The 17,526-nt window shown below is 47.0% G+C and carries 13 protein-coding genes; 5 read left to right on the forward strand and 8 right to left on the reverse strand.

All coding sequences use genetic code 11. From position 1 onward, the window contains the following. Positions 1-7 precede the first annotated feature (7 nt). Entirely contained in the window at positions 8-1,096 is a 1,089-nt protein-coding gene (locus tag ACJ751_RS19450; RefSeq protein ID WP_407747185.1) for a glycoside hydrolase family 43 protein, read from the forward strand. Between the two features lie 152 nt (positions 1,097-1,248). After that, positions 1,249-2,232, forward strand: coding sequence for a GlxA family transcriptional regulator (locus ACJ751_RS19455; protein WP_407747186.1), 984 nt, complete (start codon positions 1,249-1,251; stop codon positions 2,230-2,232). A gap of 24 nt (positions 2,233-2,256) precedes the next feature. Here ACJ751_RS19455 and ACJ751_RS19460 read toward each other — a convergent pair whose 3' ends face one another. Then, positions 2,257-3,294, reverse strand: a complete 1,038-nt coding sequence (locus ACJ751_RS19460) for a family 43 glycosylhydrolase (protein ID WP_407747187.1) — start codon at positions 3,292-3,294, stop codon at positions 2,257-2,259. A 173-nt stretch (positions 3,295-3,467) separates the two neighbouring features. Here ACJ751_RS19460 and ACJ751_RS19465 point away from each other — a divergent pair, with 173 nt between their 5' ends. Beyond that, a complete protein-coding gene (locus ACJ751_RS19465; RefSeq protein ID WP_407747188.1) occupies positions 3,468-3,794 on the forward strand; it encodes a DMT family transporter in 327 nt (108 codons plus the stop codon). A gap of 61 nt (positions 3,795-3,855) precedes the next feature. On the opposite strand, the gene ACJ751_RS19470 is transcribed toward ACJ751_RS19465, so the two are convergent. From ACJ751_RS19470 to ACJ751_RS19500, 7 genes are all read right to left on the reverse strand, one after another. Then, the gene (locus tag ACJ751_RS19470; protein WP_407747189.1) at positions 3,856-5,127 is read right to left on the reverse strand and encodes a mandelate racemase/muconate lactonizing enzyme family protein; all 1,272 of its coding nucleotides are present in this window, start codon (positions 5,125-5,127) and stop codon (positions 3,856-3,858) included. A gap of 126 nt (positions 5,128-5,253) precedes the next feature. Next, positions 5,254-6,192 (reverse strand): RraA family protein, encoded by a 939-nt coding sequence (locus tag ACJ751_RS19475; RefSeq protein ID WP_407747190.1) that lies wholly within the window; start codon positions 6,190-6,192, stop codon positions 5,254-5,256. Between the two features lie 239 nt (positions 6,193-6,431). After that, on the reverse strand, positions 6,432-7,379 hold the full coding sequence (locus tag ACJ751_RS19480) for a bile acid:sodium symporter family protein (RefSeq protein ID WP_407747191.1): 948 nt from the start codon (positions 7,377-7,379) through the stop codon (positions 6,432-6,434). Between the two features lie 31 nt (positions 7,380-7,410). Then, entirely contained in the window at positions 7,411-8,886 is a 1,476-nt protein-coding gene (locus tag ACJ751_RS19485; RefSeq protein WP_407747192.1) for a mandelate racemase/muconate lactonizing enzyme family protein, read from the reverse strand. A 271-nt stretch (positions 8,887-9,157) separates the two neighbouring features. Further along, entirely contained in the window at positions 9,158-10,081 is a 924-nt protein-coding gene (locus tag ACJ751_RS19490; RefSeq protein WP_407747193.1) for an RraA family protein, read from the reverse strand. Between the two features lie 225 nt (positions 10,082-10,306). Further along, positions 10,307-11,884, reverse strand: a complete 1,578-nt coding sequence (locus tag ACJ751_RS19495) for a gluconokinase (RefSeq protein ID WP_407747194.1) — start codon at positions 11,882-11,884, stop codon at positions 10,307-10,309. An 11-nt stretch (positions 11,885-11,895) separates the two neighbouring features. Next, positions 11,896-12,783, reverse strand: a complete 888-nt coding sequence (locus ACJ751_RS19500; RefSeq protein ID WP_407747195.1) for a helix-turn-helix domain-containing protein — start codon at positions 12,781-12,783, stop codon at positions 11,896-11,898. Positions 12,784-12,960: 177 nt separating this feature from the next. On the opposite strand from ACJ751_RS19500, the gene ACJ751_RS19505 reads away from it, so the two are divergent. Continuing rightward, positions 12,961-16,131: a SusC/RagA family TonB-linked outer membrane protein gene (locus ACJ751_RS19505; RefSeq protein ID WP_407747196.1), complete on the forward strand. Its 3,171-nt coding sequence runs from the start codon at positions 12,961-12,963 to the stop codon at positions 16,129-16,131. A gap of 12 nt (positions 16,132-16,143) precedes the next feature. Beyond that, positions 16,144-17,526 (forward strand): SusD/RagB family nutrient-binding outer membrane lipoprotein (locus ACJ751_RS19510; RefSeq protein WP_407747197.1); only part of this gene is annotated, 1,383 nt, incomplete at its 3' end.

The following is a 17,526-nucleotide window of genomic DNA, read 5'->3' on the forward strand; positions in this document are numbered from 1 at the left end:
TAAACATATGAAAAGAAACAGTTTTATACTTACCTCTGCCATCGCCGTCATCTGCAGTTGTAACGATGCCGCTTCAGACAAGGCGCCGACTGCTGATTCCAGCACAGTGAAAATCTCTACAGAAAACAACAAGTACCTGTCGCAACCCCTGGTAACGCACATCTACACGGCTGATCCGTCAGCACATGTTTTTAATGGCCGCATTTACATTTATCCCTCGCACGATACGGCCACCGGAACGCCGGAAAACGACAATGGCGACCATTTCAACATGATGGATTACCATATCCTTTCCATGGATTCGGTAGGCGGCAAAGTAACCGACCATGGTGTTGCCCTGCATATTAAAGACATCCCCTGGGCCGGTCGTCAACTATGGGCGCCCGATGCGGCTTTTGCCAACAACACCTACTACCTGTACTTCCCGGTAAAAAACAAACAGGATGTTTTCCAGATTGGCGTAGCTACCTCAAAAACGCCGGAAGGACCGTTCACCGCCGAAAAGGAGCCCATTAAAGGCAGCTATAGCATTGATCCCTGTGTATTCCAAGACGACAACGGTTCGTACTATATGTATTTTGGTGGGATCTGGGGCGGACAATTACAAAGGTGGAATAATAACAAATACGACAGCGCCGGCAAATTGCGTCAACCCGATCAACTGGCCATATTGCCCCGCTTAGCGAAACTGAGCGCAGATATGAAGTCGTTTGCCGAACCGGTGAAGGAGATCAAAATACTGGACAGTGCCGGCAATTTATACAAAGAGAAAAACAATGACCAACGCTTTTTCGAAGCATCCTGGATGCACAAGTACCATGGCAAATATTATTTCTCATATTCAACCGGCGATACGCATAACATCGTATACGCCATTGGCGACAGTCCATATGGCCCTTTTACTTATAAAGGTATATTATTAGCACCTGTAAAAGGCTGGACGAATCACCATTCCATTATTGAGAAAGATGGCAAATGGTATTTGTTCTATCATGACATTCAACTCTCGGGCAAAACACATTTACGCAATGTAAAGGTGACTCAGTTGTTTTATAATCCTGATGGCACAATACAAACCATCCATTCACAACGATAAGCGGCAGTCGGCAATCGGCAATCATGTTTGCCGATTGCCGATTTACGAAAAGCTACTGTCTTAATACATGATAACATGGGTGGCAATTAGACATTCTACTGGGTTGATTTGGACAAAGTAATGACGTATCTTTAGCGTATAAATTCTTTGTTATGAAACAGGTGGTCATCCTTGTTCCAACCCAGGACGTTAATTTAAGCAGCATTACCGGCACGTATGAAATTCTGAAGCGGGCCAATGATTACTGGCAACGGCTTGGTAACGAATCTAAAATGACCATCCAGGTAGCAGGTTATGAGGAGGAATTGCAACTCGATGCCGGCCTGTTCATCATCCATCCTGTACATATAAAGCACATAAAAAAAACCGACCTGGTTATCATTCCGTCGTTGGCCTGTCGTGATTTTGACTTCATGATACAACAGAACCAGGATTTGGTTGACTGGATAAAAGACCAATATAAAAACGGGGCTGAAATTGCCAGTATTTGTTCGGGCGCCTTTCTGCTGGCCGCCACCGGTTTACTGGAAGGGAAAACCTGCTCCACCCACTGGAATGTGGCTACCGATTTCAAACGCCTGTTCCCCAACATCAATTTACACCTCGATAAACTCATCGCCACCGAACCGGGTATTTACACCAATGGAGGCGCATTCTCTTTTTTGAACCTTTGCTTATTCATTGTTGAAAAATACTTTAACCGGCAAACAGCTATTTACTGTTCAAAAATATTTCAGATAGATATTGAACGATCGTCGCAATCGCCCTTTCTTATTTTCCAGATACAAAAGAACCATGGTGATGAAATGGTTTGCGAAGCGCAGGATTTTATTGAAGAAAACCTGGGCGAGAAAATTTCATTTGAAGAACTGGCTTCCAAACTGGCCGTTAGCCGCCGCAACTTCGACCGGCGTTTTATAAAAGCTACCGGCAATACCCCAGTGGAATATTTACAGCGGGTAAAAGTGGAAGTAGCCAAACGGGCGCTGGAGAATGGCCGGAAGACCGTTTTTGAAGTCATGAACGACGTTGGCTATTCAGATGACAAAGCCTTCCGGGAAGTGTTTAAAAAGATCACCGGATTATCTCCACTTGACTATAAAGCCAAATACAACAAGGAAGGCAGGCTGAATTAGCACCGACCATTATTGTTTTTCTTATCAGCGGAGCAGTTGCTTTACCGGTTTTATGCCAGCATGTGTGGGTTGAACTTGTTTAATAGTGCCATCTGCATTGAACTCCATTTTATCTATGCATACTTCGCGGTTGTAACCGGCTTCTCGGCCCATATTTATACCATTGGGATAATTGAACCGGTGATACACCAGGTACCATTCATCTTTTTCCGGCACCTGAATGGTGGAGTTATGACCGGTGGCAAAAATACCGGCTGTTGAATCTTTAAACACCACCAGGTTATTGGTGGGGATGCTTATTTTTTCCAGCGGCCCGCTGGCTGTTCCATAGCGCACGCAATAGTTGGGATCGCGGGTATCGTTTTGCGACCACATAAAATAATACTGGCCGTTTCTATAAAACACATGTGTCCCTTCCCTGAAGGTTTTATCGGGTGTCAATTCTTTCAGTGTCTCCATTTTCAGGGAAACCATATCATCATTCAATTCACAGCCTGCCATATACCCATTGCCCCAGTACAAATAATATTTACCGGTTTGCGGGTCCAGGAAAACATCCGGATCAATGGTTTGTCCGCCTTTGGTTATTCCTTCAGGACGTTTATCGATCAAGGGTTTGCCCATGTCTATAAATGGCCCGGCAGGATTATCACTTACCGCCACCCCAATCTTTTGCTCGCCACAGAAATAGAAAAAGTATTTATATACACCATTGATCTTTCGTTCAATGATACAAGGCGCCCAGGCCCTTATCTTTGCCCAGCTCACGTTTTTTGGCAGATCGAGGATCACGCCTTCGTCTTTCCAGTTCACCAGGTTGGAGGAGGAAAATGCCTTGAAGTAAGTGCCCGTCCAGTTGGTAAATCCATCACTGGTTGGGTACAAATAGAACTTACCTGTTTTAGCGGAGAAAATAATATCCGGATCGGCATACAAGCCTTTCAATACCGGATTGTGGTAGTTTCTGTTGGAAACTTTTGATGACGGTTGTTGCGCCTGAAGCAAAAATGGCAAACACATCAACAATCCAAAATGAAAAACCGTTTTAATTGTCATTTTCATACTTATTACAATCGAGGCGACAATTTACGACTAAAGTTTATATCACAATAAGAAAGATATTTATATAAGAAATTACAGGTCGTGAAACCTCTTTATTTTAATTTGCAAGATATTGGGTTTACAACCTTCTCGCATCCATAGTTGATCTTTGTGTTGTACAAAAAAACAATAGTATGAACTTTATTATTTTGATTGTAGCAGGATTGCTGGAAGTAGCATTTGCATCCTGTTTAGGAAAGGCCAGGGAAACAACAGGTAGTACATCTGCCTGGTGGTATACAGGCTTTTTTATTGCCTTGTCTGTAAGTATGTTGCTTTTAATGAAAGCAACTAAAACCATTCCTATCGGCACAGCTTATGCTGTATGGACAGGCATTGGCGCAGTTGGCACCGTTTTAATGGGCATCTTCTTTTTTAAAGAACCGGCCACATTCTGGCGTATATTTTTTCTTACTACCCTGATAGGTTCGATTGTTGGTTTGAAGGCAATGTCGCATTAGTAATAGCCAATAAATTTACATTTCAAAAGGAAGCCCGAACTGCTTCCTTTTGTATTTATACTCATTCAAAAAACGGTATCCCGGGTAACGCATACTTCTTCATCCCGGCTTCATTGATCTCCACACCAATACCCGGCTTCTCCGATACCGTTATAAAACTGTTGTTCACCCATTCGCCATTATAAGTAACAATTTCTTTGAACATGGGATCGGTATGAAAATAAGATTGCCATTCCATGATCATGAAATTGGGCACCGAAGCACAAACATGGGCCGACGCCATGGCGCCCAGAAACGAAGCCACCATATGCGGTGCAAAAGGCACATAATATAAATTGGCCAGGTTGGCAATACGCTGCCCCTCGCCCAGCCCACCGCATTTTTGCAGATCGGGCATAATAATATCTACCGCGCCAATCTCCAACATTTTTCTGAACCCATACGCCAGGTACTGGTTCTCTCCTACACAAATGGGCGTGGTGGTGGAATCGGAGATGAGCTTATAAGCTTCTATATTCTCAGCGGGCACAGGTTCTTCCAGCCACATCAGGTTCAAAGATTCCAGTCTTTTTGCAATGGCATGACCGGTCACCGCATCATACCGCCCATGCATATCGGCACAGATATCGATGGTGGGCCCTGCGGCTTCACGGGCTGCAGACAACTGATCGTACATGCGTTGCAACTCTGCCGGACTCGCCGTCCAGTTGTACCGGTCGTATTTATTAGGATCGTTTGCCTGGTCAAGGTCGAATTTGATGGCATTGAAGCCCATCGATTTTGCCTTCTTTGCTGCTTCGGCAAAATCAGCAGGCGTAGGCAGGTTTTGTTGATACAGGGCCGTATCACAATACACGCGCACTTTATCGCGGAACTTACCACCCAGCAATTGGTACACCGGTAGCTGCAGGGCTTTACCGGCCAAGTCCCACAACGCGGTTTCTATGGCCGACAAAACCGCCACATACATGCCCGACTGGGCGCCCTGGAAAAAACCAGATTTGCGAATATCTTCAAACAACCGGTGTACATTCAACGGACTTTTTCCTTTGATGCGTTCGCCGAAATTCTTTACAAGATGATAGGTGCCGGCAATGGCATCCACGCCTTCCCCACAACCCCAGATATCCTGGTTGGTGTATATTTTTACAAACAGACTTCCCTTTATATACCCGCACTTTACATCGGTGATCTTTAAATTGGCAGGGGGCGATGCTTTTGGCGTTCGTTCCACCGCCTGTTCATAGCCCCGACCGAAGGTTGCTAATGGGGCCAGTGTTGCTGCAATTGCAGCTTTTGATATAAATGATCGTCTTGAATTATGATTTGTCATTGATTGTTGTTTTATGCATTTGTGAATCGGCAATCCGCAATCGGCAATCGGCAATCGGCAATTTTGGCCTCGCGATCTATTCATCCTGTTAACTTGTTAACTGGTCAACTCGTCAACTCAACTCCCCTACCAGGTTCTTCCTTTCAAGAACTCCTGGATCTGACTTTTAGAAACCGGCAACTCATTAATATGCTCATTAAGCCATTTCGAAAAATCCTTTTCGATCTCGTCGCTCCATCGGGAGTCTATCTGTCCCGGGGTATATTTTCCTTCGCGTAACCGTTGATGTCCGAACAAGTCGCGGAGACGAACGATCTCGGAAGTCTTTACTACTTTTTCGGCCAGGTGTGGGGGAATAAAGATCACCCCGCCATCACGGCCCAGCACCACATCACCGGGCATCACCGTAGCCTTGCCAATGCGTGTAGGTGTATTGATGCCAACCAGCGTTGTATTCAATTCTCCATCCGGATTGTTCAGGTGATGCGAAGGATGATAACTGCGGAAGAACGAAGTGAAAGAGCCAATCTCTTTCAGTCCTTTTATGTCGCGAATGGCGCCATCGTATACAATACCATTCCCGGTCTTTGCAAAAATGGAGTTGCCCAGGTTATCGCCAATGGTGGGGCCATCTTCATAGGCATCGAACTGATCCACCACATACACATCGCGCTTTACCAGCAGATCGATGGGCCAGGAGTTTTGTGATTTCACCCGTTTATCGCGCACGCCAAATTTATCTATCACGCGATGAATATCGGGGCGGCCCGGCATAAAAATAGCGGTGACCGCACGGCCCACCAGCACACTATCGGGGTTGATGGTTTTCCATTCGCCATCATACTGGTGTTTGTAATTTTCATTGCGTAAAACCGCCCAGGCTTCTTCCAGCGTCACCAGCTTCATGCGATCGAGAATGCTGTCGGGCACCTTGGGTCTTCCATCTGCAAACCGATCGCCTTTCCATTCGGGCGTTAGAGCGATCAGCTGATCGTGAGAGATCTGTTGAGTGAAGCTTCTTACACTTATTAAGAGTAGTAGTATGATTACATAATTTTGTTTCATATGACAGTTTTTTTCGGCAATCGGCAATCGTGAATCGGCAATGGGCTCGCGAAATTCGAGACTCGCTTCATGAATCGTGAAACGTGAAAGGGTTCCCGATAAATCAGATGACTCCCAAAACCTAAGAACCCAACAACTAAAAAACTAATTAACTAACAAACTGGCATCTGGTATTTTCCTTGTTAACTCGTCAACTTGTAAACTTGTCAATTCTATCAACTTGCCTCCTGGTCAACTGGTTAACTGATCAACTTATCAACTCCATCCGCCTTTGGCGGATGGTTATGCCACCAGCTCGCTAATGAAGAACCGGAGAAATTCATAACCGGTCCAAAGATGGCCGGCGCCAGACCGGCAGTAGCCAGCTTGCCCATTGCCAGGGCTAACCCGGAAGCAAGACCGGCATTTTGCATTCCCACTTCCAGGGCAATAGTGCGGCAATCGCGTTCATGAAATCGCAACAATCTGGCCGACCAATACCCCAATACATATCCCAGCACGTTATGAAGGATAGTGGCCACCAGTAACAAGACGCCTACCTTTATGAGATTATCCCTGCCGGCAGCAGTAATAACAACCAGTATCAGGGCAATGCCCGCCATGGACACCAGCGGCATGGCTTTATCGAGCCATTTGAATTTTCCCCGAACGAGATAATGAAATACCAGTCCGGCAGTAACAGGAATGATTACGATCTTGGTAATATCCCAGGCCATGCTCCAGAAATCGATGGCGACAAAACTGCCACCGAGCAAACGCATCAACAGCGGGGTTAAAAAAGGCGCCAGCATGGTTGAAATGGTGGTGACCGATACCGACAAAGCCAGGTTCCCTTTCGCCAGGTAACACATCACATTTGAGGCTAAACCACTGGGGCAGCAGCCCACCAGAATAATACCGGCCGCAATTTCATTGGGAAAGTTGAACAATGTGGCCAATGTAAACCCTATCAGCGGCATAATCACATAATGACATACCACGCCTACAATTATACCTTTGGGCATGCGCACTACATTAGCAAAATCTTTCAAACTTAATTCGGTTCCCATGCCAAACATAATGAGTTGTAACAAAGGAATGATAAGGGCAGACAGTTTAAAATCGCCAATGGTTTTAAAATACTGCGGATAATACATGGCCAGGCTCACCACCGCTACGATCACCAGCGTAAAAGAAAGTCCTTTCATGAAAAAATGTATTGGTTTTGCGTATGTTCGTTCAACTCCACAGCCTGTCGTGTGAGCGCACATCATTCCATTCAGGCGTTGGCGCGAAATAGGTTTTATTGGTGGGGATCAAATGTTTTTTGATCTCTTCTTCCACCAGTTCTACACCCAAACCCGGTGCAGTAAGCGGCACATTCGCATAGCCTTTTTCGAACAATTTGCGCCCATCCGTGGTTTTTACCAGTCCTTCCCACCAGTCATTATCGAGGGAGTGATGTTCCAGCGCCAGGAAGTTCTGCGTGGCGGCAGCACAATGCACATTGGCCATAAAGGAAACCGGACTACCCGCAAAATGCATCGCCATGGCCACGCCTTTCTCTTCGGCATAATCTCCAATATGTTTTGTTTCCAGGATACCGCCGGCTGTTGCCAGATCAGGATGTACAATATCCACCGCGCCGGCATCTATCAATGGTTTGAACCCGTTGAGCAGGTAAATATCTTCACCGGTCAATACAGGAGTTTCCAGCGCATCGGCCATTTTTTTGTATTGCTCGGTAAACTGCCAGGGCACCATATCTTCCAGCCAGGCCAAACGGAATGGTTCTACTTTCCTGCCCCAACGGATGGCGTTGTTCAGATCGAAGTGTCCGTAATGGTCACTCGAAAGAGGTATTTCATATCCCACTACCGAACGCACATCGCTTATGATCTGCGCCATACCATCCAGTCCTTTTTCGGTGATCTGAATGGCGGTAAAAGGATGTTTGGTATTGGCGTAATCCATATAACCTCCATTCCACTGCCCCAGGTTACTGCCCCAGAATTTACTATTCACCAGCGAACCTTCCTTGTCCTTTACTTCCCCAATGGAAATATCCATTTTTAACCAGGTCATGCCCTGAACTTCGAGGCGGTGTTTGATCTTTGCTTTGAACTCATCGAAGGTGGGCGCCTCAGGTGTATCCGCGTACATTCTTACTTTGTCGCGATACCGGCCACCCAACAGTTGCCACACGGGTACATTGTAGGCTTTGCCACAGAGGTCCCACAGGGCCATTTCAACGGCACATACGCCACCACCCTGCCGCGCAGGTCCACCAAATTGACGAATTGTTTTAAATAACATCTCCACGTTACAGGGGTTCTGTCCCAGTATGCGACTCTTCAACATCAATGCATAGCGTTCATCAGCGCCATCGCGCACTTCACCCAATCCATATATCCCCTGGTTGGTATCGATGCGAATAATGGGGGTGCGGCCCACATTCTGGATAATGCAATAACGCATATCGGTGATCTTCAACTCGCTTGGGTTTGAATAGCGGTTGACCTTTTGCGTGGTTTGCGCCAGGATCTCTTCAATAGGCCATAAGGCGCTGGCCCCACCGAGTGCAATGCCGCCCAGCGTGGACCGTTTCAAAAACGAACGCCGGCTGTTGTGTGGTTGTTCAGTATGATTATTAGCGGCTTCTGGTTGCGGATCCCTTAGCCCCAGTTTGGTTAGAAATTTCTGAGATGGTGTCATGCTTTGAGTTTTTTTTGTTTAATTATTTTAGAGAATAGCTTTTGTTTTTATGGACGGGCAAGTCGCAATTAGTCGTGAAACGGCAAACGTGAAAGTCCTACTTTCATGCCTCCTATCTTTTCCTTTTGCCTCATCAACTTTTCAGCAGGCCCCCCCATCCCCCTCCGGTGAAGGGGGAGTAATACAACCTCGCGCCAATATTCAACTCGTTAACTTGTCAACTTGTCAACTGGTTAACTCGTTAACTGGTTAACTGGTCAACTTGCCCACGCTACCACGTCCTATCCTTCATGAATTGATCCAACTCCTGCCTGGTCATCGGCAATTTATCAGCATTCGAGTCAATCCACTTCAAAAAATCCTGTTTAATGGCATCTGTCCATTGGGTATCTATTTGCCCGGGCGTGTATTTTCCCTCACGCAAACGCTGGTGGCCAAACTGGTCGCGCAGGGAAATGAATTCGGCATTCAGCACCACTTCTTCCAGCAGGTGGGCAGGAATAAATACCACACCGCCTTTCTTCGCCAGGATGGCATCACCGGGCAATACCGTGGCACGGCCTATACGAACAGGCACATTGATGCCACCCAGCATCATCTGTTGGATATAAGAAGGGTCATACCCTTTGATCCAGGCATTGAATCCTTTTATTTCTTCCAGTCCTTCCATATCACGTACCGAACCATAGAAGATCACCCCGCGGCCGGATTTGGCGTAAATGGCGTTGCCCAGGTTATCGCCTATCAGCGTGCCATCGACTACCTTTCCATAACTATCGGCCACATAGATATCGCCGTTCTTTAATACATCGATCGGCCAGGAGTTGGGGGCGCCAATGCGGCCTTCGGCTTTTCCTTTATCTTTTACCAGTTTATCTACATCGGGACGCATGGGCCAGTATTGGGCCGTAACCGCACGGCCGGTCATGGCGGAGTCGTCTTCCAATACCATCCAGTCGCCTTCGAACTGGTTCATATATCCTTTATTGCGTAAGATGCCCCAGGCTTCTTCGAGATGCACCGCTTTCAGGCGCTGTAGTAATTTATCAGACACATGTGGCCGCCCATCAGCAGAACGTTCGCCCTTCCAGTCGGGAGTTAAGGCTTTAATTTGATCGGGCGTTAATGTTATTTGCCGGGCATAGAGGAATGCACTTAGGAGTAGCATTGTAATAATCAGATAGATATTTTTCATATAATAGCTTTTTCGGCAATCGTGAATCGGCAATCGGCAATTCTGAATCGTGAAACGGCAAACATGAAATCCCGACAAGTCGGGACAGGCTGTGAAAGGGTTCACGACAGGGTAATATTCCTCACTGTTTACATCTCTCACTCGTTTCATCTTTCGCCCCTTTATCAACTCTATCAACCCTATCAACTTCCTTCTTCCTCGTTAACTGGTCAACTGGTTAACTGATCAACTCTTCTTACTTTTTCTTCCCTCCTTACCCTCTTTCACCGGGGCTTCTGCAATAGCATACTTCTGTTGTAAGTCGCTGATCGCTTCGAACTCCTCAGCCAGTTTTACACTCAATTTTTCATATATGGAAAAATAATCCGCATACACCGCATGCCGTTGTTTATTCGGCTTATATATATCGGGCAATTCAACGGTTTGTGCGGCTTCATCTAACGATTTATAAATACCCATTTCGGTAGCGCTTAACAAAAACGCACCAAAACTTACGCTGTGGTATTGCTGTCGAACCCGCACTGGCTTATTGAACATATCGGCAATCATTTGTGTACAGAAGGGAATGGCGCCAAAGCTGCCATTCACCGATAAACTTTTAATATTCCGTTGTTCCCCCAGCGTTTTACCAATGCTGTAGATCTCGTACAATATCCCTTCAATGGTAGCCCGGATAAAATGTTTGCGTTCGTGTTTTATGTTCAACCCAAAATACATTCCCCGCGCATTGGCATTCCAGATAGGCGCGCGTTCACCTAATAAATAAGGCAGGAACAACAACCCATCCGATCCATGCGGCACTTTGGAAGCTTCTTCAATCAATTGTTGTAAACTGTTCTCCATATCGAATGGATTGGTGAAATCACCAAACTGGCGGCTGAACCATTCAAAAATATTTCCGCCGTTATTGGTAGGTCCTCCGGAAACATAACAATCATCTGTAAGCAGGTAATTGAAAAAACGCATTTGTTCGTCCTTCAGCACGGTAGGTCCCATAACCCGAACAGCGCCGCTGTCTTCAATAGTGATAGTAGCTTTTCCAATTCCTTTCACCCCATCGCCCAGGGTTGCCAGGCAACCATCGCTGGAACCTAATAAGATCTTAGTCTCGGATGGCAGCCGCAATGACTGCTGATAGGCTTTTTTCAATTTGCCCGCCGACGCGAATACCGGCGCCACCTCGGGCAAGCGGGCGGCCGTAATACCTGCATATTGCAAGGCATCGGCTTCCCAGGTAACTGTATGAATATTCAACAAACCGGTGGCGGAGGCAATGCTGTAATCCATTTTATATTCGCCGGTAAGCTGGTGAATGATATAACTTTTTATCGACAGGAATTTGCTGGCTTGCCGGAAACGCTCTTTATCACGGTTTTTCATCCACGCTATTTTTACCAGGGGCGACATGGGATGAATGGGTGTACCCGTAGCCGCATACAGGCTTTTTCCCAATGGGGAGTAACGCAATTCCTGTGCTTCCTTTTTGGCCCGGTTATCCGCCCAGGTAATGGCATTACCAAGCGGATTGCCATTCTTATCAACCGCCAGCACGCTGTGCATGGAGGCGCTGAAACAAATACAGGCCACTGTATACTTTTTCGGATGTATAAATTCATTGAGTAAATTCTTCAGCACATACAGCGTGGTAATAAATATCTGTTCCGGGTCCTGCTCACTGTGGTCGGGTTCTGTATGAAATGTAGGAAAATAGCCCTTCATCGAACCGATGACACGGCCGCTGAGGTTGAAGGCAAATACCCGCACCCCATTTGTTCCTAACTCAATTGTAATGATGCATTTCATGTTTATTATAGTTATTTATTACGCAAATTATTTTTTCTGAACTCACTGGGCCGGTAGCCGGTCAGCTTTTTAAAGGTGGTGGAAAAATGTTGCGATGAATAGAATCCCGTATCCAGCGCAATGTCAGTCACCGAAACATCCGGCCGCTTTAATAATTTAATGGCTTCGGAAATGCGAATATTGATCAGGTAATTGATGGGTGAAAAACCGGAATAACTTTTAACCCGTTCCGTGAACATGGTTGTGCCCATACCCACCAGGGCAGCCATTTCTTCTACTGTCCATTGATGCGCCAGGTCCTGGCGCAACACCTCCTCCAGGTGCATAAAAGTTTTTGGAAAGTCGCGGTTGGCATGGCTTTGTTTTGTCATTTTACGCGCCACCTGTATCAGCAGTTCATCCAGCTGGTGATTGATGCTTGCCTGGTACCCCACTTCGTTGCCAAATAATTCGGCATGAATGCATTTGAGTATCTTGCCCACTTCGTTGAACCGCGACAAAACCGGCAAACTGTTTAACAACAGGGTTTTGCCAATAGCAGCCGCTTCACTTTCCGACAGGCTGCTCCATTTACCAGGCTGTAAATAACCTTTATCGAGCCCTGGCAGGGCAAGCTGTATCCACGTAAAAGAACCGATCTCCAACACGCCATTATCGCTGCCAAATGGCGTACCGGGCAATATCAGCGCTACATCACCAGGATAATATATATAGGGCTGATGATTGATGCGCCATTCAAAGCGTCCTTCAATTATATAATATATGCGTAACCCTTCAGTAATGGTGGTCGGAAATGCGTTCAGCTGTATAGAGCCATTCTTTTTTATACCCATCTCCTGGATGTGCGGGAACAAAAGCAGTTCTGCCGATTTACCGTGTTGTAGCACGAATTGATTCATATGGCTTTATGTACTTAGCTTTGGCGCAATCTGCTTCGCATGGAAGCAGGTATAAAATAAAGGAATTTCCTGCTCCTGAATGTACAAAATTCAACACTGTTTTATTTTGGAAGTTTTTACCCGTAATACCGGATAATTTGTCCCTTCAACGATTACTCACCAAAACAACTTGCCGGTATGAAAAATTACACCCATGGCAGGCCACCCCGTTATGCAGGATTGTGGCTGCTCTGCGTTTTTCATTTGCTCCTTTCCGTTACCCATGCACAAACAGTTACAGGTACAGTGTCAGATGAAAAAGGTACGAAGCTTTCACGCGCCTCTATAATGATAAAGGGTTCTTCCCTGGGGACTACTACAGACAACAATGGCAAATACACCATAGCAGCCCCGGCCAATGGCACCCTTGTTTTTAGTGCGGTAGGCTATAAAAATACGGAAGTAGCCATTGATAGCCGCACCGTTATTGATATTTCACTTGCGTTCGACAACCAGAACCTAGGTGAAGTGATCGTAACGGCGCTGGGCATAAAAAAACAGGCCCGGAGTTTAGGGTATTCCGCCACCAGCGTTAAACCTGAAGAACTAAGCGTAAACCGAACCAGCAATGTCATGAATGCCTTGCAGGGAAAAGTTGCCGGGGTAAATATTTCTTCGCTGGGAACCGGGCCGGGCGGTTCGTCCAAGATCCGCATCCGCGGACAGTCGTCAATTTCCGGACAAAACAATCCTTTGATCGTTATCAATGGCGTACCGGTTGATAATACCAACTTCAATGACAATACCATATCTGTAAAAGGCGGCGGTGTGTTTGCCGATGGCGGTGATGGATTGTCGAGCATTAACCCCGATGATATTGAAAGCATGACCATCCTGAAGGGTGCGCCCGCATCCGCCCTTTATGGTTCCCGCGCAAAAGACGGGGTGATCATGATCACGACAAAAACGAAAGGCAAGACAAAGGGCATTGGCGTAACCTATAACCTCAACTATACCAATGATACCCCGCTCGATTATACGGATTATCAAAACCAGTACGGACAGGGAGAGAATGGCGTTCGTCCCACAGCCCCCGACCCTACTTCGGGCGAATGGTCGTTTGGCGAAAAGTTCGCGCCGGGCATGACGCAGGTCCTGTTCAATAACCTGACCGTTCCTTATGAGCCACAGGGCAGCCGGATCAAGGCATTCTACCGGCATGGCCAGAATATTTCCAACACGCTGGCATTGGAAAGCAGTAACGACAAAGGCGGCATGCGCCTGTCGCTCAACAATACCCAGAACAGTGGTATTATGCCCAATAATACGTTCAATCGCAAATCGATGAACCTGGGGTATAGTTATAATCTGTCGGAACAACTCATTCTGTCGGGCAATATCAATTATTCACGGGAGATCAATAAAAACCCGCCAAACATTGCCAACCAGGATAACTCCATTCCCACCACGTTGATGGCTTTATCAACTTCTATGCCTTTGAAGGTGCTCGACGAAAACAAGTACAACGCACAGGGCAATGAGTACAGTTGGTCGAGGTTCACTAACCGCACCAATCCATATTGGGTGTTGGCTGAACAATTTCACAATATCAAACGCGACCGCATCTTTGGCAATGTGACGCTGAAATATAATCTCCTGTCGTGGTTGAATGTACAGGGACGATTTGGGCAGGATTACTGGTCACGTGATGAAGACGTTAATAATTTCCCTACCGGACAGGCTTCACGGGCGGCTGCGTTGCCTGGTTTTGTAAACGGGGTGTATACGCAGGAATCCCGGCGCTTTCGCGAAACCAACCTCGACTTCCTGGTGAACGCCAACAAAACTTTCGGCATCCTGGGAGTAACCATTAATGCAGGCGGCAATCGCATGCGCAAACGGTCAGACATCAACAATGTAGTGGTCACCGATTTCATCACCCGTGGTATTTACACCGTGCAGAACGGCCGCGGCAAAGACCCCGTATACACGCGCATAGAACAGGGCGTAAATTCATTGTATAGTTCTGCCGAATTGAATTTCAAACAAACCTTTTATCTTACCGGAACCGTGCGTAATGACTGGTTCAGCACCCTGGCGCCGGCTAACAGAAGCATTTTGTATCCATCCGTTTCAGGCAGCTATGTTTTTTCGGAACACCTGCAAAATGTGAACTGGCTGAATTTTGGTAAACTACGGTTAGGCTATGCCGAGGTAGGCAGCGATGGCGATGTGCCGCCTTATTCAGACCAGTTATTTTATAGCCCCAATGCGAATTTCATCAATAACCCGAATGGCCAGCAGGTACCGGTGGGCACCAGCAATATCAGTAATAACGTTACAGGCACCACCCTGCCAAACCCCAATCTGAAACCCAGCCGGGTAGCCGAAACAGAGGCAGGCCTCGAAATGCGGATGTTCAACAACCGTATTAACATTGACCTGGCGGCCTATCGAAAGATCACCAAAGACCAGATCGTACTGGTGCAGATCTCCGATGCATCAGGGTATCTTAATACGCCCATCAACAGTGGTAAAAGCCGTAACTACGGGTTTGAAGCCATGCTGAACCTGGTGCCGGTAAGAACGCTCAATACAACCTGGGAATTCACGGCCAACACTTCTTACAATATCACCAAAGTGCTGAGCATTATTACCGACAAACCAGGTGAACGCATTACCACAGGTACGCACGTGTTCAATGGGGAAACCAGGCACGTAGTGGGTCAGGAAATGGGCCAGATCGCCGGCTATGGGTACGCGCGGGACGCAAAAGGTCAGCAAATATTTCAGTCGAACGGGGTACCCCAGCGCACAGCCGATTTTGTGTTGTTTGGCAGTGGCCTGCCCAAATGGGTAGGCGGTTTTCTGAATACAGTAAATTATAAAGGCATCAACTTCGCGGTATTTATAGATTATAAACTGGGTAACAAAATGCTATCGGGCACCAACTTCAATGCCGTACGGCATGGCCTGCACAAAATGACACTGCAAGGCCGCGAAGGTGGGGTAACAGGCGCCGGAGTTGATGCCAGTGGCAATCCTAACACAGCAGTATCGCCTGTGCAAACCTATTGGGAACACCTGCGCTCGCAGCAAATAATAGAACCGGTTATTTATAATGGCGGGTACTGGAAGCTGCGTCAGATCTCCATAGGATATGATTTCACTAAACATGTTCCTGCCAAATGGCCGATCAAAGGCCTGAAGCTCGACCTGGTGGCCAACAATGTGTTGCTGATAAAAAAATGGGTCGATAATATAGATCCCGAAACATTTGGGTTTGGATCCGATAACCAGGTAGGTTTGGAATCACCTGGTTTGCCCACTACCCGCAGCCTTGGCCTGAATTTAAACATTAAATTCTAACACCTTACTGTCATGAAAAAGATCGCAAACTATATATTAGCTATTTCCCTCTTGTATTTAACGGCGTCTTGTGAAAAGAACCTGTCGAAGCTGAATGTAAACGAAACAAACAGCACTACGTTAGATCCGGCCCTGTTGTTGAACCAGGCCATTATCAATACTTCCTTCCCGGTAAAATCGCTGGTATTTGATATGGGTATTGTACAACAAATGATAACACCCAATGGCGGGGTGCTTGCGGGCGCCAATTTCAACCAGGACAGCCGCGACGTTACTACCCAGCCCTTGTGGACGGCCTATTATCAAAGCGTGATCAAGAATACCTACGATGCAATCGCGAAATCGAAAGACCTTTCTACCAGGACCAACATGTACAACATGGGCCGCATTTACCAGTCGTATGTTTATATGATATTGACCGATGAGTTTGGCGAGATCCCCTATACACAGGGCGGCGCCGGCCTGGCAGAGCACATTAATTTCCCCAAATACGATCGTCAGCAGGATATTTACCCTGCAATCATTCAGGAACTCACCGATGCCGCTGCCGCATTAACTACTACCAGTACTATTGAAACGGGAGATGTATTATATGCAGGCAATGTGGCCAAATGGAAAAAATTTGCCTATTCCCTGTTGCTGCGGGCAGGGATGCGGTTGAGCAAGATTGATCCGGCCAAAGCGCAAAGCACCGTGCAGGCTGCCGTAGCCGGTGGCGTCATAACCGACAATGCCGACAATGCCTATATTCGTCACGACGCCAATTTTACGCAACCCATCGGCAGCACGCTCAATGGTAGTGAAGCCGCCAACTTTTACCTTACCAAACCATTTGTTGACCAGTTGAAGAACACCAATGATCCGCGGCTGCAGGCTATTGCCATTCGCTATGTAGGCGCCAAAAGCGGCGCAGGACAAACCGTGGCTGTTGGTAGTACCGACCCTGCCAAACAGATCGGTATGCCAATGGGATATGACAATGGCACTATTGTGTCGCAAGCCACTGCCGACGGACTCACCAGTTTTTATGATTACAGCCAGGCAGACCGGCGAAGAATACTGAAAGTATCATCTCCCGTGTTCCTGGTAACCGCCGCGCAAACCAACCTGTTATTAGCAGAAGCCCGCTTCCGGGGCTGGATCACTTCAGGCACCGCCGCCCAATATTTTTCCGACGGCATTAAGGCACATATGGATCAAATGGCGACATACGATGTCAATTCCGCCATTTCCGCCACGGCCCGCGATACTTACGTTAGCGCCAACCCGCTCACCCCGGGAACCGAATTGCAACAGATCAATACCCAATACTGGATCGCATCCTTTTTGAACGGACCCGAAGCTTTTGCTAACTTTAGACGAAGCGGCTTTCCGGCATTGACACCCAATCCGTAC

Origin of the sequence: Niastella sp. (genome assembly GCF_045805085.1) — a bacterium.
GTDB lineage: Bacteria > Bacteroidota > Bacteroidia > Chitinophagales > Chitinophagaceae > Niastella.